This window comes from Streptomyces sp. NPDC047971 (genome assembly GCF_040653355.1).
Lineage (GTDB): Bacteria > Actinomycetota > Actinomycetes > Streptomycetales > Streptomycetaceae > Streptomyces.
Genome location: NZ_JBEZNW010000005.1, coordinates 21,002 through 42,137 on the forward strand (window position 1 = coordinate 21,002; position 21,136 = coordinate 42,137).

A 21,136-nucleotide genomic window follows, 5' to 3' on the forward strand; every position below is an offset into this window, starting at 1 on the left:
ATGATGTGCACCAACAGCGGTCGAGTTCCTGTCTGGAGGCCGAACGAGTGAACGGTGGCAACGGGAGACGGCGCCTCACCAGCCGTGCCTCGGCCGGGAAGGGCGCCGCGTTCCTCCGCTCGGCCGGTGCCCGCGGCCGGCTCCGCGGGAGCGGCGGCGAGGTCCCCCTCGACAGGCTCACCACGCGCGGCCGACTCGCGTGGCTGAACTCCGCCGGGTCCAGGATCGGCACCACCCTGGACCTGGAGCGCACCGCCCAGGAGCTCGCCGAGTTCACCGTCCCCGGCTTCGCCGACGGAGCCGCCGTCGACATCCTGGAGAGCGTCCTGCGGGGTGACGAGGGCTCCCGGTGGACGGGTACGGGAGTCCCGCTCATGCGGGCCATCGCGCTGTGCTCCGTCGACGAACTGTCCTCCCTGGAACCCACGCCGGTGGGCGAGACCTTCGTCCGGGCCGAGGAGGCGCACGAGACGCTGCTCCACCGGTACTGCCTGCGCCAGGGCAGGCCCGTGCTGGTGAGCCGGATGCGGGACGCCGACTTCATCAAGGTCGCGCCGACCGAGAGCGCCGCGGCGCAGATGCGCGCCGCCGGGGTGCACAGCTACCTCGCGGTGCCGCTGATCGCCCGCGGGCTGCTGCTCGGCAGCGCGGACTTCGTACGCGGCCCCGGAACACGGCCGTTCACCTCCACGGACCTCGCGCTGGCGGAGCAGCTCGCCTCCCAGGCGGCCGTCTACATCGACAACGCGCGGCTGTACGGGCGCGAGCGTGCGCACGTCGTCTCCTTGCAGCGCAGTCTGCTGCCGCGCGCGACCCCGGTGACACCCGGACTGCGGGTACGGGCCGAGTACGCGCCCTCGTCGGCCCACCACGGGGTGGGCGGCGACTGGTACGACGTGATGGCGCTGCCCGGCGGACGCACGGCGCTCATGGTGGGCGACGTCATGGGCCACGGGCTGCCCGCCGCGGCCACCATGGGGCGCCTGCGGGCCGTCGCCCGCACCCTGATGACCCTGGACATGGCTCCGGAGCGCGTCCTGGGCCGGCTCGACCTCGCCACGCGCGACCTGGAGGACGAGCAGGTCGCCACCTTCCTCTGCGCCGTCTTCGACCCGGCCGACTCCACCTACACGCTGGCCAGCGCCGGACACCTGCCCCCGCTGCTCCTCGACGGGCAGGGCGCCGCCGAGTTCGTCGACGTGCCCACCGGCGCGCCGCTCGGGGCGGGAGTGATCCCGTACGACCCGATCCGGCTGAAGGTCCCGGCCGGCGGCCATCTGGCCATGTACACCGACGGCCTGGTCAAGTCCCGGCGGGAGGACCTGGACCACCAGCTGGAGCGCCTGCGGTGGGCGGCCGGCGGCCTGAAGCCGGAGGCTCTCGAAGGAGGCGGCCTCATCGACTGCGCCCCCGCCGACGCCTCCCGGTTCGACGAGGCCGTGCTGCTCGTCGCGACGACCGCCGAGGGCACCTGGAGCGACCTGAGCGAGTGGCAGCTGCCCACGGAAGGGCGCGCCGCCTCCGTCGCCCGGGGCCTGGTGACGGACCAGCTCGCCGCGTGGGACCTGACGGAGCTCGCCGACGTCTGCGAACTGGTCGTCTCCGAACTCGTGGGGAACGCCCTGCGGTACGGCAACGGGCCCGGCCGGCTCCGCCTGCTGCGCGGCGAGCGCCTCGTCGTGGAGGTGTCGGACACGGGGCCGGACCTGCCGCAGATCCAGCACGCGGACCTCAGCGACGAGGGCGGCCGGGGGCTCCAGCTCATCAACATGCTGTGCCGCAGGTGGGGTTCCTGTCGCACCGTCACCGGCAAGGTGGTCTGGGCGGAGCAGAACCTGCCCGACTGACCGGACGCACGAGGCCCCTCTCCCCAGGGGGAGAGGGGCCCCTCGCGGACTACAGCTCCTTCACCCGGATGTTGCGGTAGGAGATGACGTCCGTGGTGCCGTGGACCTGGAGGCCGATGTAGCCGGAGGCGTACCGCCGGCCGTCCGTGCCCGGGTCGTCGCCGCGCGGCGGCTGGAAGACCTGGCCACCGGTGTTGTCGAACTCGTTGATCAGCTTGCCGTTGCGGAAGACCGAGTAGTGCTGGCCCTCCACGCGGATCTCGTAGTCGTTCCAGGTGCCCTTGGGCGTCACCCCGGCGCCGGCGAGGCCGACCCGGTCGAAGCCGTAGACCGAACCCGTCTTGTACATGTCGCCGTCGGGCCGGTCGAGGACCTGGATCTCATGGCCGTACTTGATCGCGACCCACTCCGGGCGGGACTCCTCGGGGTTGCCGTGGACGTACGGGAAGCGGACGAACACACCGCCGTTGGCGTTGGCAGCGCCGGGTGCGTCGTCGCGCCACTGGAGCTTGAGCGAGAAGTCCCCGTACTGCCGCTGCGGGAACCACAGCATGCCCATGCCCGGCACGGTGGTGCTGCTGGTCATGGCCCCGTCCGCTCCGAGTGCGAAGCTGCCGCCGCCGACGTGCTGCCACTTCGAGAAGGTCGCCGCGGTGCCGTCGAACAGATCGCGGTAGCCCTCCGTGTGGCCCGGCTTGCCGATGCCCGACTGCTTGGCGGCGCGGTAGATCTTCTTGTGCTCCCGGGTGTCGATGACACCGTCGGCGAGCAGCCGGTCGATCACCGTGTCGACGTGCTTGAGGAAGAGCGCGTGCGAGGACCAGTCCTTCTCGTCCTCGATGAGCTCGTTGACGGTGCAGCGGCGGTTCGTCATCCGGTTGGGCACGCCGGTGTCGACGGTCCCGACGATGACGGTGGCCCGCTCGTCGAACTCGGGGCAGTCCGGCGCGGGCACTCCGCCGCCCTCGGCGACGGTGAAGGCGGTGTTCTCCGCCGCGGAGGTGTTGCCCGCCTTGTCCGTCGCCCGGTACAGCACCGTGTGGTGGCCGACGCGGTCGACGATCACCGGTGTGGTGTACGCGAGGTACGGGCCGCCGTCGAGCGAGTACTCGATCCGGTCGACGCCCGAGTCCGCGTCCGTCGCCGACAGGGTGACCGTGGCGCTGGTGATGTACGCGCCGTCGGAGTCGCGCACGCCCGCGACGGAGGCGGAGGTCTCGGGCGCGGTGGTGTCGGGGTCGGGCTGGGTCACGACGGTGAAGGCGACGGACTTCTCGGCCGCCGCGTTGCCGGCCTTGTCGGTCGCCTTGTAGCGGACGGTGTGGGCGCCCGCCTCGTGCACCATCACGGGGGCGGTGTACGGCTTCCAGGCGCCGTCACCGATCGCGTACTCGATGGTGTTGACCCCCGAGCCGGTGTCGGACGCGGTGACCGTGACCGTGGCCATGTCGAGGTAGCGGCCCTGGTCGTCCTGTTCGCCGGTCACGGTCGCCGAGGTCTCCGGCGCCGTGGTGTCGTCGGTGGGCGGGGCGACGACCGTGAACGACGCGGTCTTCTCGGCGGCCGTGTTCCCCGCCTTGTCGCCGGCCCGGTAGCGGATCGTGTGGGCGCCGACCTGGTCGACGACGACCGGGACGGTGTACGGCTGCCAGGGGCCGTCCGCGCCCACCGCGTACTCGACCTTGTCGACGCCCGAACCGGCGTCCGTGGCACCGAGCGTGACCGTGGCCTGGCCGACGTAGGCGCCGTCCGCGTTGCGGTCGCCGTCGACCTTCGCGGTCGTCTCGGGCGCGGTGGTGTCCTCGCCGCCGCCCTCGGTGACGGTGAGGATCCCCTGCATCTGGCCGTGGCCGGGGATCGTGCACTTGAAGAGGTACCGGCCCGGGGTCAGCGTCACCTCGGCCGTGTGCCGGCCGCCGTCGGCGTCGTTCGGGTTGGCCAGGATGTTGAGCGGGACGTCGTTGTTGTACTCGGGGTCGGAGACGTCGAACGTCAGGGTGTGCGGCATACCGGTCGTGTTGCCGGTGGCCGCGCTGTTCTCGAAGACGATGGTCGTCGGTCCGGCCACCGCCGTGGTGGGGAACTCCAGATAGCGGTCGATGGGGTCGCCGGCCTTCCAGGTCAGCACCTGGGCCGCGGCGTCACGTCGGGCGTCGTCGGACCTGCCGTAGGCGGACGCCGAGGTGAGCCCCACGATCATCGCCACGGCGGCCAGCAGCGCCGCCCACAGCCTCGCGCCTCTGTGTCTCATGGTCACCGCGCCGCCTTCCTTGCCAGCTGGTCCGCGGCCGGGGTGGGCCCGCCGCCCTTGTAGGTCACGCGCCAGAGCGCGGAGTCGGGATGCGAGGTGAAGAAGCCCCGCCCGTAGTCGAGGACGTACAGCGAACCGTCGGGTGCGAACTTCCAGTCCATCAGGTTGCGGATCCCGCCCTGGCCGACCGGGATGATCTTCTTCAAGGACTCGGCGTGCACGGGCAGTCCGCCCTTGCCGACGGTCCTCGGATCGGTCAGCACGGCATGCCGGGGCTGGTCCCCGTCGTAGAAGTCACCGACGAACCACTTGCCGTCCCAGTACGACGGCCATTTCACGGTCGAGTCGCTCGCCGCGTCGAAGCGGTAGAGCGGGCCGTTCATGGTCGCCTGTCCGCCGCCCTTGAGCCACGGGAGCAGCAGTCTCTGCTCCTCCTGCTTGTAGCTCGGGACGCCGTTCGCGTCCCTCGGGTAGTCCACGCCGCCGCCCTGGGGCGAGTACCAGATCGTGTTCGCCGTCACCGGCGGCAGGTTGACGAGCCCGTCGTTGTTGGGCGACTCGTTCTTCGGCGCGTCGCAGTCGTACCAGCCGAGCGGCTTGGCCGGATCCGTCAGGCCGCGGTCCCGGTAGGGCTGCTTGTTCCCCATGCAGTACGGCCAGCCGTGGTTGCCGGCCTTGGTGATCGCGGCGAACGTGTCGTACTTGGCGGGCCCCCAGGTCGTGGACGGCGCGCCGGCGTCGGGGCCGACCCAGCCCGCGTAGAGGATGTCGGTCTTCTTGTCGACGGAGATGCGCGCGGGGTTGCGTACGCCCATCACGTAGATCTCGCCCCGGGTCTTGCCGCCGCCCTCGTCACTCTCCTCCCCGGTGAAGAGGTTCCCCTCGGGGAGGGTGTACGTGCCGTCGTCCTCGGGGTGGATCCGGAGGATCTTGCCGTTGAGGTTGTTGGTGTTGCCGGCGGTGCGGCGCGCGTCCGCGAAGGCCACGCCCCGGAAGTTCGGGGCGGGGTTGTTGCCCGAATAACCGCCGCTGGAACCGGACGAGTTGGTGTCTCCGGTGGCGATGTAGAGGTTGCCCTTGGAGTCCCACGCCATCCCGCCGCCCGCGTGGCAGCAGCTGTGGATCTGGACCGGCCAGCTCAGCAGCACCTTCTCGCTCGCCAGGTCGAGCCTGTTCGTCGCGAGGTCGAGCGTGAAGCGGGAGACCCTGCGCTCGCCCATGTGCGCCTCGCGGTCGATGCGCGAGTGCGGGGTGTAGTGCAGATAGATCCAGCCGTTGGTCATGAAGTCGGGGTCGAGCTCGATCCCGAGCAGACCCTCCTCGTTCTTGACCAGCTCGTCCCCGCCACCCTTGTTGCCGAAGACGGTGAGCGTCCCCGCCTTGGTGACCTGCCTGGTCCTCGGGTCGTAGACGTGGACCTCGCCGTTGCCCTTGCCGATGTCCGGGTCGTTCCAGTCGGTGACCACCGGCACGCTCGAGTCGGCGCCACCCCGGCCGATGTAGAGGACGCGTCCGTCGGGAGCCGCGACCAGGCCGTGCGGCTCGCCGATCTGGTCGTTCTGGCCGGGCTGGTTGGGCTTCGTGACGCGTTCGGCGGTGTAGTTGGCGTCGATGGTCGCCTTGCAGTCCGCCCGGGAGATGCGGGCCGTCCAGGCGATCGCGCCCCGGAGGTGGTCGCGGAAGTCCGCCTCGGCGTAACTGTCGACGGTGCCGCCCATGGCGGTGTAGAAGGACCGGCCGCCGTCGTAGTCGCGGCACCAGGACACCGGGTGGTCCCAGCCGTTCGGCTTCGCCGCGGGCTGGTACGAGGCTTCCCGGACCCGTGCCACGGTGTGCACGGTGCCGGACGGGTTGCGCTCCCAGTTGAACCACTTGTCCGGACGCTTCCACTCCAGCGGGAGGGACGCGGTGGCCGGATGCTGCCGGTCGCCGACCTCCACCACCGCGCGCTGCGCGCTGCTCGGGGCGCCGGTGGGCCGTGCGCCGACGAGGCCGGTGAACCAGGAGGAGTACGGCTCGGTGCGCGCGGCCTCGTGGACGCCGAGGAATCCGCCGCCCGCCTCCATGTACGCCTCGAGGCCGGCTTCCTGCTCCGGGTCGAGCACATCGCCGCCCCCGGTGAGGAACACCACCGCGTTGTACTTGCCGAGCCGCTTGGCGTCGGTGAAGACCCCGGGATCGTCGGTGGCCTCCGTGCGGTAGCGGCCGGCGGCCGGCCCGGTCAGCCCGATGGTCTCGATCGCCGCGATGCCCGCGTCGACCGTCGGTGACTCCTCGGTCGCCGACCCGTGGAAGACGAGCACCCGGACGTTCGCGCCGCCCGGTGGAGACGGGAGGGACAACGTTGTCGAAGCCGTGGTCGACGGAGGATCCGGATAGGGTCTGGCGGAGGCGGGGTTGCCGCCGAGCAGTGATGCGGTCAGGGCTCCCGCCCCAAGTGCCGCCACCGCGAAGCCCGTTCTTGATCTCGCGTGGTGATGTGGTGTGCGCTTCATGGGTCACCCATCCCTCTGAGGTCACAACAACAGCCGTTGAAGCTAGACCTCTTTGCTCGGTTCGCCAATACCTATGACCGCGTGGGGACGAACTTTGTCCTGAGCGTGGAGAAACTGGAGCCGTCCGGCTACGGTGTGGGCCGTCCCCAGGGGCCCTTCACCCCGTCAATCTCCACCGAGAAGCGGAGAGTTCGGCATGGACAGACGCAGCTTCAACCGCCGCCTGCTCGCGGGCGGGGCCGTCGCCGCGACCGGCGTGACATCGTTGTCTCTCACCTCCGCCTCAAGCGCCGCACCCGGCGCAGCGACCCCACCGAGGACTGCCCCGGCCGGGGGCCAGGTACGCCGTCTCAGGCTGTACGCCGAGAAATTGGCCGACGGACGGATGGGGTACGGCCTGGAGAAGGGCAAGGCGTCCGTGCCCGGTCCGGTGATCGAGCTCAACGAGGGCGACACGATCCACATCGACTTCGAGAACCTGATGGACGTCCCCGTGAGCCTCCATCCGCACGGTGTGGACTACGACATCGACAACGACGGCACGCGGATGAGCGGCAGTCATGTCGAACCGGGCGCCACCCGCACCTACACCTGGCGCACGCACGCCCCCGGTCGCCGCTCGGACGGCACCTGGCGCCCCGGCAGCGCCGGCTACTGGCACTACCACGACCATGTCGTGGGGACGGACCACGGCACCGGAGGCATCCGGAAGGGGCTCTACGGCGCCCTGGTGGTACGCCGCAAGGGCGACATCCTCCCGGACAAGCAGTTCACGATCGTCTTCAACGACATGACGATCAACAACAGGCCGGCGGCGGAACCGCCCGACTTCCTCGCCACGGTGGGCGACCGGGTGGAGATCGTCATGATCACGCACGGCGAGTACTACCACACGTTCCACATGCACGGTCACCGCTGGGCGGACAACCGCACCGGACTCCTGTCGGGCCCGGAGGACGTGAGCCGGGTCATCGACAACAAGATCACCGGCCCTGCGGACTCGTTCGGCTTCCAGATCATCGCGGGCGAACACGTCGGAGCCGGCGCCTGGATGTACCACTGCCACGTCCAGAGCCACTCCGACATGGGCATGGCCGGTCTCTTCCTGGTGGCCAAACCGGACGGCACCGTCCCGGGGCACGGAGACCACGGGAGCCATGGCACGGGGGCCGCGGAGAAGAAACCGGCCGCGCGGACGGACGGCGGCGCCCACCAGCACTGAAGCGCCGTGGGGCCCACGGGAGTTCCCGCGAACGGGGGCGGCGGGCGGGGGAGCGTATGGTCCCCGCCCGCCGCCCCTCCCGGTCGGGCGGGTCAGCCGCCGTCCGCCGTGGGGTCCATGGACCGCATGGCCTCCGCGGCCCGCTTCTCCATCTCCTCCGCGGGAACGTCCTCGACATGCGTGGCGACGGTCCAGCGGTGGCCGAAGGGGTCTTCGAACTGCCCCGTACGGTCGCCGTAGAACTCGTTCGTGACCGGCGAGATCTCCGTCGCGCCGAGGGAGAGGGCCATCTCGAAGACGGAGTCGACGTCCTCGACGTACACATGCAGGGTGACGGGCGTACCACCGACCGACCTCGGCGAGCGGAACCCGATGTCCGGGTACTCGTCGGCGAGCATGACGATCGAGTTGCCCAGTTCCAGTTCGGCGTGGCCGATCCTGCCCCCGGGGGCGGGCATCCTCATCTTCTCGACCGCGCCGAGCACGGAGACGTAGAAGTCGATCGCCGCCGCGGCTCCGTCGGCGCAGAGGTACGGCGTGACCCGCGGATATCCCTCGGGAATGGGTTGGACGGTCATCGGGCTCCGGCCTTTCCGAACGGTGGCGGTCACCGCCGACCGCCGTGTCCGACCACTGATATCCCGGCCCCGTGGGGCGCGCTCCGCCGCCGCGCGGCAGCCCCGGACGGATGCCCCCGAAGGGCCCACGGCCCCGCCGCCTCCACATGCCACGGAGCGGCCGGGCTCGCGGCCGACGCGGATCACCCTCCGCGTCCGGTGCAGGCGTTCGCCCCTGGGGCGCGCCTCGAAGGAGCCCGGTAGCGTGGGCCGAGGGGAGGCGGAGACGAACCGTCGGCGGAGAGATGGGGAAGGCCGATGCCCCTCACCCCGGGAGCGCACCACCGGCCCTCTGCCGGGCACGACGGGATCGGCACCTGGCCGGCCGTGGGAATCACCCTGGTCGTCCTGATCGCCGCCAACCTGGCCACGCACCACTGGCCCGGCCTCCCCGGCCTGGCCACGGCGGTCGTGGCCGGCGCTCTGCTCCTGGGCGTGCTGAGGGCGGCCGGCGGCACCTGGGCGGACGCGGGCCTGGCGCCCGGCACGCTCGCCCGGGGCGCCCGGTGGGCGCTGGCCCTGATCGGTCTGGTCGCCGTCGTCTATCTGGCCGGAGCTCTGCTGCCGGCCACCCGCACCCTCTTCGAGGACCGGAGGTACGCGGGCCTGAGCGGCGGCGAGCTGATGTTCCGCGTCCTCGTGCTGGTCCCCGTCGGTACGGTCCTGCTGGAGGAGATCGCCTTCCGGGGAGTGCTGTACGGCCTCGTGCTCCGTGTCCGTGGGACGGTGTGGGCGACCGCCGTGTCGAGCCTGCTGTTCGGCCTGTGGCACGTGCTGCCGTCGCTGCGCCTCGCGACCGAGAAACCCGCCCTGACCACCGTCTTCGGCTCCTCCGCGCCGGGTGCCGCGCTGGCCGTCCTCTCGGCCGTGCTGTTCACGGCGGCGGCGGGTGTGCTCCTGTGCGAACTGCGCCGCCGCAGCGGGAGCCTGCTCGCTCCCATGGGTCTGCACTGGGCGGTGAACGCGCTGGGCTACCTCGCCGGCCATCTGCTGCGCTGAGCGCACGACGGCGCGGACACCGGTGCGCCGTGCCGACGGGGTTCAGCCCTCCTGCCGGACGATCTCCTTCAGCCGGTCCAGGTCCTCCGCCGTGAAGCCGGTGGGCCGCATGACGTCGTTCCAGCCGTCCACGTACGCCACCTTGTACGTGTGGCCGTGGCCGTCCGGGACACCTGTGGAGAACGGCAGGTCGGCGGTGACCTGCCAGAAGGTCACGAAGGGAATCCAGACCATCGCCTCCAGCACGTCATCGCCGGGAGCGTCGCCGATCCAGTCGGGCTCGCCGAGGACCAGGTCGGGGCTCCACCAGACGATCGGATCGGAAGGGTTCATCAGATAGAGCACGCGGGTGCCCTCCCAGGGCCGGTCCGCCGGTGGCGACCCGGAGGCGGGGTCGTCGGTGAACCGGACCGTCCGCCCCTCCTTGTAGACGGGCTCGATCTCGGGACTTCCGGCGTCGCGGTGGTCGCTGAACGTGCGGAACAGGGCGTTGAAGTTGGGCGGGCCGGCGAACAGGGTGCCGGCCGTCCGGTTGCGCAGGTCGTACTCTCCGCTGAAGGCCGTCTCACCGCCGAACGACCCCAGGCTCTCGCCGGCCACGAACAGCCGGGGCCGCTGGTCCTGGGGCAGTTTGGACCAGGTGTCGTACACCGCGTCGAACAGTTCGCGCCCCGCCTCCCGCGCCTTGGACTGGTCGACGAGGTAGGACAGCCATGACGGCAGGTAGGAGTACTGCATCGCCACGGTGGCCGCGTCGCCGTTGCCCAGGTACTCGAACGACTCGACCGCCGCGGGATCGACCCAGCCGCTCCCCGTCGTGGTCATCACCAGGAGGTTCTCGCGCTCGAAGCCGCCGGCCCGCCTCAGGTCGGCGACGGCCCGCGCGGCCCGGGTCTCCGCGTCGTCGGCGCTCGCGAGCCCCGCGTAGGCCCTGATGGGCTCCTCGGCCGTGCGGTGGGTGAACGCGCCGATGTCCCGGGCCGACGGGCCGCTGCCGGTGAAGGCCCGGCCCTCCCTGCCCAGCGAGTCCCACGGCACGACGGACCCCGGCCCGCCCGAGCGCAGGGACGACGTCGGCTGGTGCACACCCTCCGGGGTGTGCGTGTCACGCAGCGAGAAGGTCTCGTTGGCCGCGCTCACCAAGCCCTGCAACAGCACCCCGGTGAACACGGACCACGCGAGCCCGGCCACCACCAGCCAGCCGACGACCTTCGTCGCGCGCTCGCCGATCCAGCGCCCGAGGAGCCGGGTGGTCCAGTGGTACAGCCGCCGCAGCCCCCGACCGGCCATGAGCAGGAGCCAGAAGACGAGGGCGGCGACGAACGGGCAGGCGACGGTGGCGAGGACGCTGTAGTCCGTGACCCCCATGAGCCGGCGGATCTCGTGCTGCCAGTACTGACCGAGCCCGAAGGAGAGGCCGAACAGCACGACCGCGCTGACGAGGAGGACCAGCCACGACCTGCGCGAGGGGCGTCGCGCGTCCCGGTCGGCGAAGGCGCGCCACACGTACGCCGCGACGACCCCGAGTCCGTAGCCGATGGCGGCGCCGATGCCGCACACGAGCCCCTGGAGCACGCCGCCGCGCGGCAGCAGCGACGGGGTGAACGACAGACACGCGAGGACGAGCGCACCCCAGCAGCCGGGCAGGGTGAGCCGGAACATCCGGCGGCGCCTCCCGCCCGCGTCCGCGCCCTCGGGCCGGTCCACCCGGCGGTCGTTCTCGCTCGGTGTGGGTCCCTCCGAGGGGGACAACGGCGGGTCGTGCGTCATGGCGGTCCTCCGGGGACAAGGATCCCAAGGCTCGGCCGACCCTGCCATTCCGAGCCGCCTCCGGCCACCGGGCCGCGCCGACGGCGGTGGTGGCCGCCCGCGCCACCACCGCCCGACCGGTTTCCACGGTCGTCGGCCCGCCGTCCCCGTCCGCCGGGCGAACCCCGCCGCACGGGGTCCGGCCGGCTACCGGGCGGTCCGTGGAGCCGTCCGCCGCCGACCGCGTTCGAGCACCTCGACGAGTTCCGCCGCCCGGGGCCACGGACCGTGTCCGGAAGCGGGGTTGAGGTGTCCGACCGGGCCGAGCTCCACCAGTCGGCTCCCCCAGTCCCGGGCGACGCCGGCGGCGTGCCCCGGTGATCCCAGAGGATCGTTCGAACCGGCCGCGACGACGCTGGGGAAGGGCAGCCGGCGCCGGGGTACCGGCGTCCAGCCGTGCGTCGCCAACTCCTGGGGGGTGGGGTAGCCGTCCGGCAGCGGTGTGCCGAAGTCCGGGGGCGCCGCCAGCAGGGCGCCCCGGACGTCCCCGGCATGCCACCGGGCCCAGTGGACGGTGGTCATGACGCCCGCGCTGTGGGCGACGATGGTCACCGGCCCGGTGACCCCCGTCATCACCTCGACCAGGTTGGCCACATGGGAGGCGCGGCCGAGCCGGTCGTGGAGCGGCGGGGGGACGACGCGGACCCCGCGGCCGGCGGCGCGGAGCTCCTCGGCAAGAACGGTCTGCCAGTGGTCCTCGACGTGTTCCCGCATCCCGGGGACGATCACGACCGTCGGCACGACGGTTCCGGTCATGAGACCACCCCCGCGGCCCGGGGCTCCACCGGCACGACGGGCGCGGTGAGGCGTCGCAGATCCCGTGCGTACCATCTGCGCCCGACGAGGAAGGCCGCGGTGGCGGCGAGCGCCACCAGCGGGACCAGCCGGAGCGCGCCGAGCAGGCCGAACCGGTCCGCGAGCATTCCCGTGACCGCGGGGCCGGGGGCGAGCCCGAGGAGACTCTGGGCCAGCGTGAGGGTGGCGAACGCCGTCGCGGCGATGGCCGCCGGGGTCAGGTTCGCCACCATCGCCGCCCCCGGCCCGGCCGTGCCGGCACAGAGGAGGGCTCCCAGCGCCAGCACCAGCAACTGCGCCGGGCCTGCGGGCAGCCGGAACGCGGCCGTCAGCAGGACGAGGGAGCCCACGCTGCAGCAGATGGCGACGGACCACGTGAGGATCGGGTCGCGGCGGCTGAACCGGTCGGAGGCGAAGCCGCCGGCGATCATGCCGACTCCGATCACCAGGGCGAAGAGCCCCGCGGTGGCACCGGCCTTCGCGGTCGGCATCCCGTAGTAGCGGTCGAAGTAGCTGGGCAGCCAGGCGATCAGCGCGCCCGCCACGAACAGCTGCAGACCGCTGCCGATGTAGGCGCTGACCACCGAGACGGAGGAGAACAGCCGCGGCAGCAGCACGCGGAGCCGTTCGCCGGTGCCGGCGGCTCCGTCCTCGGCCGCTTCCGTCCGTGGGGCGAGCCTCTTCTCCGTGACCACGACGGCGTAGACGCCGGCGAGCACCAGGCCGAGGACGCCCATGACGCCGAACGCCCAGCGCCAGCCGTACGCCTCGGCCACGGCACCGCCCAGCGAGATCCCGAGGACCGAGCCGAACGCCCCGCCGGCGATGAAGGCGCCGGAGAGCGTCGCTCGCAGGGCGGGCGGGAAGACGCTGAGGACCACGGCGATGCCGACGCTGCCGTACGCGGCCTCACCGATGCCGACGAGGAGCCTGCCGGTGAACATCTGGCCGTAGCTCGCCGCCACCGCACAGCCCAGGGTCGCCAGGCTCCACATCGCCGCCGCGATGACGAGGGATCGCACCCTGCCCCACCGGTCGGCCAGCAGGGACAGGGGGAAGGTGAGCAGACCGACCATCAGCGCCACGACGCCGCTGAGGGAGCCCAGCCGGGCGTCCGACAGGAGCCAGTCGGCCTTCAGCATCGGGAAGACGGCGTTGAGCACCTGCCGGGACATGTAGTCCGAGAGCAGGAGTCCGAAACTCAGGGTGAAGACCACCCAGGCGTAGCTCCGGGACACGGGCCATTCCGAGGAGCGGGATCCGGTACCGGTTCTCTCCGGGGTGGGTGTCGCAGTGGTGAGAAACCCCATTGTCATCACCTCGACTGCTGTTGACGGAAAGGAAGGGGGAGGTGGGAGGGAGGGGCCGGAAGGCCGGCCGGGGGTGGAGGGTCAGAACGGCCTGTCGCCGACGATCCCGGCGCGCTCCATCTTGCGGACGCCGGGCCAGTAGTCCTGGACGGCGTAGTGCTGGGTGGAACGGTTGTCCCAGATGGCCACGCTGTTCTCGCTCCAGCGCCAGCGGACCTGGTACTCGGGCACCGACGCCTGACTGATCAGGTAGGTCAGGAGGTTGGCGGCGCCCGGGGCGTAGTCCTGGCCGAAGCGGACGTTGTCGGGCGTGTGGTAGTTCACGAAGTGGGTCGTGAAGGCGTTGACGAAGAGGATCTCCTCGCCGGTCTCGGGGTGGGTGCGCACCACCGGGTGCTCCGCGTCCGGGAACCGGGCGGCCAGTGCGTGGCGCCGCTCCGCGGGCAGCATCGCGCCGAAGGTCGCCTCGATGCTGTGCCGGGCGCGCAGGTCCTGGATCTGCGTCCTGATGTGCTCCGGCAGGCGGCGGTGGGCCTCGACCATGTTGACCCAGATCGTGTCGCCGCCCACGGGGGGAGACTCCACACAGCGCAGGACGGCTCCCATGGAGGGGTTCTCGCGCCAGGTGCCGTCGGTGTGGAGAGCGTTCTCGTAGTGCTCCGGCGCGCTGTCCAGGTCCTTGTAGATGCGGACCAGGCCCGGGTGGTCCGGGTCACTGCCGGCCACCGGGTGGTCCTCCAGCGGCCCGAAGCGTTCGGCGAAGGCGACGTGGTCGGCGCGGCTGATGTCCTGGTCGCGCAGGAACAGCACCTTGTACCGCAGCAAGAGGCTCTTGATCTCGCGGAAGAGGTCGTCGTCCCGGGCCGCGTCGGCGAGGCTCACGCCCGCGAGCTCGGCGCCGATGGTGCAGGTCAGCGGCTGGACGCCGAGCGAGCTACGGAGCGCGTCCGGCCGCACGAGGGCCGGGGTGTGCGCCGGGGGGAGGGTCTTGGGCATTGCTCACTCCTGGGGTGGGGTGGGGGTGGCCTCAGAGGACGAAGACGGAGGATCCCGTGGTCCGTCCGGCTTCCAGATCGCGATGTGCCCGTGCCGAGTCCTCGAGGGCGTAGCGCTGATGGATCTCGATGGTGATGCGCCCGGAGGCGACGTGACCGAAGAGTTCACCGGCCAGGGCGTCCCGCTCCGCCGGTTCGGCGATGTAGTCGGCCAGCGCCGGGCGGGTGACGAAGAGCGAGCCCCGCACGGCGAGTTGCATGGCGTCGATCGGTGGCACCGGACCGGAGGCCGTACCGAAGCAGACCAGCAGTCCGCGGCGCGACAGGGAGGCGAGCGAGCCGGCGAAGGTGTCCTTGCCGACGCTGTCGAGGACGACCGGGACTCCGGCGCCGTCGGTCAGTTCGCGCACCCGGTCGGCCACGTTCTCGCGCCGGTACTGGATGGTGTGCGCGCAGCCGTGGGCGCGGGCGATCTCCGCCTTCTCCTCGCTGGACACCGTTCCGATCACGGTGATGCCGAGGAGCTTCGCCCACTGACTGACGATCAGACCGACGCCACCCGCCGCGGCGTGCAGCAGCACGGTGTCGCCGGCCCGCAGCGGATGGATACGGCGCAGCAGGTACGCCGAGGTCAGGCCGCGCATGGTCATGGCCGCGGCGGTCTCGAAGCCGATCTCGTCCGGCAGCTTGATCAGGTGGGACGCGGGCATGACCCGCTCCGTGCTGTACGCCCCCAGCGGGCTGCCGGTGTAGGTGACACGATCGCCTTCGGCGACGTGGGTGACGCCCTCGCCGACGGCCTCGACCACCCCGGAGCCCTCCACACCGATGCCGTCGGGCAGCCGGACCGGGTAGAGCCCCGTACGGAAGTACGTGTCGGCGAAGTTGAGTCCGACGGCGACGTGCCGGACGCGCGCTTCGCCCGGACCCGGATCGCCGACGGCGACCTTCTCCCAGGTCATGACGTCGGGTCCACCGGTCTCGTGGAAGCGGACGGCGTGGGCCACTGGTTGCTCCGATCGCTGGTGTGTGGCGGGGGTGGGTGGGGGTGTGTCGGCTCAGCTCTCGACGCCGCGCAGCATGAAGCCGCGCTGCCCGGGACGGCGGTTCGGGACCATGCCGAGGCGGGCGATGGTCTCGTCGGCGTCGGCGTAGTGCTCGCCGATCCGGTAGATCTCCCTGGCCTCCCGGCCGTCGGCGATGTCCCGCCCCAGGGCGTCGGCGATCCGGACCATCTGCTCGACCTGCTCCACGGAGGACATCCGCTCGCCCTTGCGCCGCCAGAGGTTGTCCTCGTTGCCCACGCGTACGTGCACGCCGAGCGCGATGGCGATCGCGTTCATCGGCGCGACGGCGCGCATGGAGCTCTCGATGGTGAGGACCGCTCCGTCCGGGACGCGGCGGATGAACTCGATCAGATCGGCGGGGTGCCGCCCGGCGAAGCCGCCGCCGATCGCGACGTAGTTGAGCACCACGGGGCCGGTGTGGACGCCGGACCGGACGAGCCGCTCGACGGTCTCGAGCTGGGCCATGGTGGCGAGTTGGAAGTGCGGCTGGATGCCGCTCGCGCGCAGCCGTTCGAGGTGTTCGAGGTAGAACTCGGGACCGGCCTCGACGACCATGTCCCGGTAGGCCCGGTAGTACTCCGGCTTCGCGATCGAGGTGCCTGCCAGATCGTCGTCGGTCATGATCTCGACGATGTTCATCTGGCTGGTGTTGATCGCGATGGTCACCTGGTCGGGTGCCGGCGTGACCTCGGCCAGGAGGTGCCGGGTGTCGTAGGAGAGCCACTTGGCGTCGGCGCCCTCGCCCTCGGGGGCGAAGGAGATCGAGCCACCGATCTGCAGCACCATGTCCGGGACCGCCTCGCGCAGCCGGCCCATCAGCTCGTTGAACATGGACATCCGCTTGGAGCCCTTGCCGTCGAGTTCGCGGACGTGGATGTGGAGCACGGTGGCACCGGCGTTGTAGCAGTCGACCGCCGCCTGGACGTGCTCGTCCATGGTCAGGGGCAGGTCGTCGGCGTCGCCGGGCAGCCACTCGGGCCCGTACGGCGCGGCCTGGATGACGAGCTTCTCCTGGTTCTCGGGGAAGAGCGAGTCGTCGTGGAAATGCATGGTGCTTCTCCTTCGCGTTGCGGGTGATCGGCCGCCGCGGGTGGTCGGCTGCCGCCGAGCCGGAGCAGGAGCCGGAGTCGCGCACGGCGGGGACCGACGCGGGCGGGCGGGTCGGGGAGAACGTCGGGCGCACGGCCCGGAGGGCGATCGACCTGTCGTGGGCCGAGCGAGCCCCGGGGCGATGTCCGACGGCTCACCTCCGCCCGGCCGGCGACCTGGGCGGTGCAGCCAACGTAGGGCGGGGCGGGCACGGTTGCTTGACCCGTGGTGACGGGAGACTTGTCATTTCGGGACAGTCGCGCGCGGCGCCGTCTCTTCAGCGCCGTGAGGGTCAGGGGAACCGAGCGACGGACGCGCCGTCCGTGGCAGGAGCAGGAGCAGGAGCAGGAGCGGGAACCCAAGGCGGAGCAGGAACCGAAGCTGAAGCCGGAGCCCCCCAGCGGGAGCCGGAGCCGGAGCCGGAGCCGTACCCCTCGCCCAATCCGTCAGCCGAGTCCCGGGTCCTGCTCGCGTGCCTTCTCCTTGCGCCACTCCCTCGGGCTGCACCCGAACTGCTGGTGGAACCAGCGGGAGAAGGCGCTCAGGGACGAGAAGCCCAGGAGGTCGGAGATCTCCGTCAGGGAGCGGCGGGGACTGGCCACGAACTGCTCGGCGAGCCGCGCCCGGGTGGTGTTGAGGAGCGACGAGAACGTCTCTCCCGAGTGGGTCAGACGGCGGTGGACGGTGCGCCTGTCGACCCCGAGGCTGCGGGCGACCTGCTCGATGGAGCACCGGCCGGTCGGCAGCAGCGCCTCGATGAGTTCGCGTACCCGGTCCGCCACCGAGGTGTCCCTCGGCGTGGCACCGAGGGCGTCCAGGTACTGCCGGGCGTAGTTCCGCAGCTGCGGGTCGGCCATCGCGTTGGGGGCGTCGAGGTCGTCGGCGTAGAAGACGATGCCGTCGAACTCGCGGTCGAACTCCAGACCGGTGCCGAACATGCGGCGGTGGGCGGAGGTGTCCGCCGGGGCGCCGTGGGCGAACCACACCGACAGCGGCTGCCACCGGCTGTCGAGGAACCCCCGCAGAATGCGGGTGAACGCACCCACGACCAGTTCCGTGGCCTGCCGGGCCTGCGCCGTGTCACCGAGCCGGAGGTCCACCTTGATGGTGGCCAGGCCGTTGCGCTCGGAGAGCCGCGTGTGCAGGAGCTCGTTGTACATGTGCTCGTGGCGCAGCAGCATTCCCAGCGCGCTCCGGACGTCGGGCTCCTCGCGGACGACCAGGCTGATCGGGCCGAGGTTGGAGAAGCGGCGCTGCTCGGCCATGCGCAGGCCGAAGTCGTCGCGGTGGGCGGCTGCGGCGGAGAGTTCCAGGAGCCGGACGGCGGCCGGCCCGGAGATCCACCGGTCCTGGACGGCGAGGTCGGCCGTGTCCAGACCCACGCGCTTCATCAGCGCGCGCGGGTCGATGCCGAGGGAGCGGCTCAGCTCGACGTATCCGTTCAGCGCCGCCGTGCGGACGAGGGGCCTCATGACCACGCTCCTGGAGGTTCGGTCCCCAGAAGTTAAGTTTCCCGTCCCCTTACGTCAAGCATCGGGAGCGCCCCCGCCCTAGCATCCCTTCCACGCGACCCCGGCGAACGGCGCAAGGCGGCGTGTACGTGCCCCGTTCCGCGGATATCGGTGGACGCGACCGCCGCCCGCACCGGGCCGGACGGCCGAGACGAACAGAAGGAGACCGCCGGCATGACCAACCTCGCCGCGCTTCTGGTGAACTCCGCGGCGGCACGCCGTGATCAGGACGCCGTGCGCCACGACGACACCGTCCTCACCTATGCCGAACTGGACGACGCGAGCGCCAGGTTCGCCGCGGTGCTGCGCGACCGCGGCATGCGGCCGGGCGACCGCGTGGCCATGACGATGCCGAACGTGCCGCTGTTCCCCGTCGTCCACTACGGGATCCTGCGGGCCGGGGGAGTGGTCGTCCCGCTGAACCCCCTCCTCAAGGCCCGCGAGGTGGCCTACGTCCTGCGCGACTCCGGGGCCCGGATCGCGGTGACCTTCCCGCTCTTCGCGGAGGAGGTCCGCAAGGCCGCCGCCGAGGTGGGGGCCGACTGTCTGGTGACCGCGCCCGAGGGCTTCCACGATCTGCTCGCCGCCGCCGAACCGCTCGCCGGCGTCGTCGACCGCGCGGCCGGGGACCCCGCGCTGATCCTCTACACCTCGGGCACCACCGGCGCGCCCAAGGGAGCGGAGCTCACGCACGGCAACCTGGTCTCGAACACGGCGACCACCGCCGAGACGCTGCTGCGGCTCGGACCCGACGACGTCCTCTTCGGCGGCCTGCCGCTGTTCCACGCCTTCGGGCAGACCTGCTCGCTCCACACCTCCGTCGCGGCGGGGGCGACGCTGACCCTGCTGCCCCGGTTCGATCCGCGGCGGGCACTGGAGGTCATGCGGCGTGACGGGGTGACCGTGTTCCTCGGCGTACCGACGATGTACTCGGCGCTGCTCCACGCCGAACTCCCCGCCGGCTTCGACGCCTCCCGGCTGCGCCTCGCCGTCTCGGGAGGAGCCGCGATCCCCGTCGAGGTGCTGCACGGATTCGAGGAACGCTTCGGCGTCACCGTCCTGGAGGGCTACGGCCTGTCCGAGACCTCACCGGTGGCCGCCTTCAACCACCCGGACCGCCCGCGCAAGGCCGGCTCCATCGGGACGCCGATCCGGGGGGTGGAGATGAGGCTGGTCGCCGATGACGGGTCCGAGGTGGGCCCGGGCGGGATCGGCGAGATCGCGATCCGCGGCGAGAACGTGATGCGGGGCTACCTCAACCGCCCGGAGGAGACCGCGGAGGCGATGCGCGGCGGCTGGTTCCACAGCGGCGATCTGGCCCGTGTCGACGAGGACGGCTACTACTTCGTCGTCGACCGGAAGAAGGACCTGATCATCCGTGGTGGCTACAACGTGTACCCGCGGGAGGTCGAGGAGGTCCTGTACGAGCACCCCGCCGTGGCCGAGGTCGCGGTCGTCGGCGTGGAGCACGATGTGCACGGCGAGGAGGTCGCGGCGGTGATCGTCCTCCGCAAGGGCGCCGAAGCGACGGCCGAGGAGATCCGCGCGTACGTCAAGGAGCGGGTGGCGGCGTACAAGTACCCCAGGATCGTCACCTTCCTGGACGACCTCCCCAAGGGCCCCACCGGGAAGATCCTCAAGCGCGAGATCGTGGTCTCGCCCTCGTGAGGCGCCGGACGGACCGGGTGGGTGCCTGTGCCCCGCCCGCCCGGTCCGTCCACGCCGCTAGGCGGAAGCCCTGCCCGCGGCGCCGCCGTTCGTGGGCGGATACGCGGGGCGCCGCGGTATCGGCGCGGAGCCGTGCGGCGAGGGCAGGGGCGGAAGCGACGGCTGGTACAGCCAGGCCGTGAGCAGCTCGTCCACCGGCTCGTCGGCGTACCGCGTCACATGGGCGGTGAAGCCCGCGGTGGTCACCACCCCGTGGCGGTGCGCGGTGGCCCAGTCGCGCAGCATCCGGAAGAAGGCGGCGTCGCCGAGGGCGCAGCGGACCGCGTGCAGGGTGAGACCCCCGCGCTCGTACAGCCGGTCGTCGAACATCAGCTTGCGCCCGGGGTCGGCCAGCTTCAGGTCCTGCGGAAGTCCGGCCAGCATCCGGTGCGCGACGGCCGCCAGTTCGTGTGCGGTCCGGCCGCCCGAGCGCTCCGACCAGAGCCACTCGGCGTACTTGGCCAGGCCCTCGTTCAGCCAGATGTGCCGCCAGTCGGCGATCGTCACGCTGTTGCCGAACCACTGGTGCGCGAGTTCGTGGGCGACCAGACGCTCGGAACCCCGCGCGCCGTCGACGTGGTTGGTGCCGAAGAGGGAGAGCCCCTGGGCCTCCACCGGGACGTCCAGTTCCTCGTCGGCGACCACCACCGCGTACTCGCCGAACGGATAGGGACCGAAAAGCTCCTCGAACAGCAGCATCATGGCGGGCTGCCGGGCGAAGTCGCGGGAGAAACGGGGCAGGAGGTGCGCCGGCACATGAGCGCTCTGCGGTACACCACCGAGCCCGGGGTCCCCGAGCAGCACCGTCTGGTGCATGCCGATGGAGAGACCGACCAGATAGCTGGAGGTGGGCGCGGACTGCTCGTACACCCAGGTGGTCGTGGAGGCCCTGGTCGTCCGGGTGAGCAGCCGGCCCCCCGCCACCACGGTGTACGCGGAGGGCGTGTTGACCGAGATCTGGTACGAGGCCTTGTCGGCGGGCCGGTCGTTGCAGGGGTACCAGGAGGGCGCGCCGACGGGCTGGCTGGCCACCAGCGCGCCGTCGGTCAGCTCCTCCCAGCCGAGCCCGCCCCACGGGCTGCGGACCGGCTTGGGGTTGCCCGCGTAGTGCACCTCCACCGTGAACGCGGCGCCCGCGGGCAGCGGCTTGGCGGGTCGGACACGCAGCCTGCCGCCACGGTGGGCGTAGTGCGGCACCCGGCCGTCCACGAGGATCCGGCCGATCCTGAACTCGGCGAGGTTCAGATGGAACTCGGTGAGCGGCGCCCGTCCGGCGATCGCGCTGAGCCGGGCCGTCCCGGCCAGCCGGTTGGGGACGGGCCGGTACTCCAGGGCCAGCTCGTACCGGTGCACGCGGTACCGCGAGTCGCCGTGGTCGGGAAAATACGGGTCCGCCGCCGTTGTCCGCTCGCCGCCCACTGC

The 21,136-nt window shown here is 71.6% G+C and carries 15 protein-coding genes; 4 read left to right on the top strand and 11 right to left on the bottom strand.

Features of this window, described 5'->3' with window-relative positions; translation table 11 throughout:
- Positions 1 to 47 precede the first annotated feature (47 nt).
- Complete coding sequence (locus AB0D99_RS06915) at positions 48 to 1,847, top strand: SpoIIE family protein phosphatase (protein ID WP_362357760.1); 1,800 nt, start codon at positions 48 to 50, stop codon at positions 1,845 to 1,847.
- 49 nt (positions 1,848 to 1,896) lie between these two features.
- On the opposite strand, the gene AB0D99_RS06920 is transcribed toward AB0D99_RS06915, so the two are convergent.
- Together AB0D99_RS06920 and AB0D99_RS06925 are read right to left on the bottom strand one after the other, a co-directional pair.
- The gene (locus AB0D99_RS06920; protein WP_362357762.1) at positions 1,897 to 4,098 is read right to left on the bottom strand and encodes a family 16 glycoside hydrolase; all 2,202 of its coding nucleotides are present in this window, start codon (positions 4,096 to 4,098) and stop codon (positions 1,897 to 1,899) included.
- 2 nt (positions 4,099 to 4,100) lie between these two features.
- Positions 4,101 to 6,593, bottom strand: a complete 2,493-nt coding sequence (locus tag AB0D99_RS06925; RefSeq protein ID WP_362357764.1) for a ThuA domain-containing protein — start codon at positions 6,591 to 6,593, stop codon at positions 4,101 to 4,103.
- Between the two features lie 196 nt (positions 6,594 to 6,789).
- Between AB0D99_RS06925 and AB0D99_RS06930 the strand changes: the two genes are divergently transcribed.
- Positions 6,790 to 7,815 (top strand): multicopper oxidase domain-containing protein, encoded by a 1,026-nt coding sequence (locus AB0D99_RS06930; protein ID WP_362357766.1) that lies wholly within the window; start codon positions 6,790 to 6,792, stop codon positions 7,813 to 7,815.
- A 92-nt stretch (positions 7,816 to 7,907) separates the two neighbouring features.
- On the opposite strand, the gene AB0D99_RS06935 is transcribed toward AB0D99_RS06930, so the two are convergent.
- Positions 7,908 to 8,393 (bottom strand): VOC family protein, encoded by a 486-nt coding sequence (locus AB0D99_RS06935; RefSeq protein ID WP_362357768.1) that lies wholly within the window; start codon positions 8,391 to 8,393, stop codon positions 7,908 to 7,910.
- A gap of 297 nt (positions 8,394 to 8,690) precedes the next feature.
- Between AB0D99_RS06935 and AB0D99_RS06940 the strand changes: the two genes are divergently transcribed.
- On the top strand, positions 8,691 to 9,431 hold the full coding sequence (locus AB0D99_RS06940) for a type II CAAX endopeptidase family protein (protein WP_362357770.1): 741 nt from the start codon (positions 8,691 to 8,693) through the stop codon (positions 9,429 to 9,431).
- 42 nt (positions 9,432 to 9,473) lie between these two features.
- Here the strand turns inward: AB0D99_RS06940 and AB0D99_RS06945 are convergent, their stop codons facing one another.
- From AB0D99_RS06945 to AB0D99_RS06975, 7 genes are all read right to left on the bottom strand, one after another.
- Entirely contained in the window at positions 9,474 to 11,201 is a 1,728-nt protein-coding gene (locus AB0D99_RS06945) for an alpha/beta-hydrolase family protein (protein ID WP_362357772.1), read from the bottom strand.
- A gap of 186 nt (positions 11,202 to 11,387) precedes the next feature.
- On the bottom strand, positions 11,388 to 11,996 hold the full coding sequence (locus tag AB0D99_RS06950; protein WP_362357774.1) for an alpha/beta hydrolase: 609 nt from the start codon (positions 11,994 to 11,996) through the stop codon (positions 11,388 to 11,390).
- On the bottom strand, positions 11,993 to 13,273 hold the full coding sequence (locus tag AB0D99_RS06955; RefSeq protein WP_362357776.1) for an MFS transporter: 1,281 nt from the start codon (positions 13,271 to 13,273) through the stop codon (positions 11,993 to 11,995). Before AB0D99_RS06955 ends, AB0D99_RS06950 begins: the two co-directional genes overlap by 4 nt.
- Before the next feature lie 153 nt (positions 13,274 to 13,426).
- Positions 13,427 to 14,341 (bottom strand): TauD/TfdA family dioxygenase, encoded by a 915-nt coding sequence (locus tag AB0D99_RS06960; RefSeq protein WP_362357778.1) that lies wholly within the window; start codon positions 14,339 to 14,341, stop codon positions 13,427 to 13,429.
- A gap of 31 nt (positions 14,342 to 14,372) precedes the next feature.
- Positions 14,373 to 15,347: a quinone oxidoreductase gene (locus tag AB0D99_RS06965; RefSeq protein WP_362357780.1), complete on the bottom strand. Its 975-nt coding sequence runs from the start codon at positions 15,345 to 15,347 to the stop codon at positions 14,373 to 14,375.
- Between the two features lie 51 nt (positions 15,348 to 15,398).
- On the bottom strand, positions 15,399 to 16,457 hold the full coding sequence (locus AB0D99_RS06970; RefSeq protein WP_362357782.1) for a 3-keto-5-aminohexanoate cleavage protein: 1,059 nt from the start codon (positions 16,455 to 16,457) through the stop codon (positions 15,399 to 15,401).
- A gap of 485 nt (positions 16,458 to 16,942) precedes the next feature.
- On the bottom strand, positions 16,943 to 17,968 hold the full coding sequence (locus AB0D99_RS06975; protein ID WP_362357784.1) for an AraC family transcriptional regulator: 1,026 nt from the start codon (positions 17,966 to 17,968) through the stop codon (positions 16,943 to 16,945).
- 213 nt (positions 17,969 to 18,181) lie between these two features.
- On the opposite strand from AB0D99_RS06975, the gene AB0D99_RS06980 reads away from it, so the two are divergent.
- Positions 18,182 to 19,675: a long-chain fatty acid--CoA ligase gene (locus tag AB0D99_RS06980; RefSeq protein ID WP_362357786.1), complete on the top strand. Its 1,494-nt coding sequence runs from the start codon at positions 18,182 to 18,184 to the stop codon at positions 19,673 to 19,675.
- A 57-nt stretch (positions 19,676 to 19,732) separates the two neighbouring features.
- Here the strand turns inward: AB0D99_RS06980 and AB0D99_RS06985 are convergent, their stop codons facing one another.
- Positions 19,733 to 21,133, bottom strand: coding sequence for a M1 family metallopeptidase (locus AB0D99_RS06985; protein ID WP_362357788.1), 1,401 nt, complete (start codon positions 21,131 to 21,133; stop codon positions 19,733 to 19,735).
- Between the last annotated feature and the right edge of the window lie 3 nt (positions 21,134 to 21,136).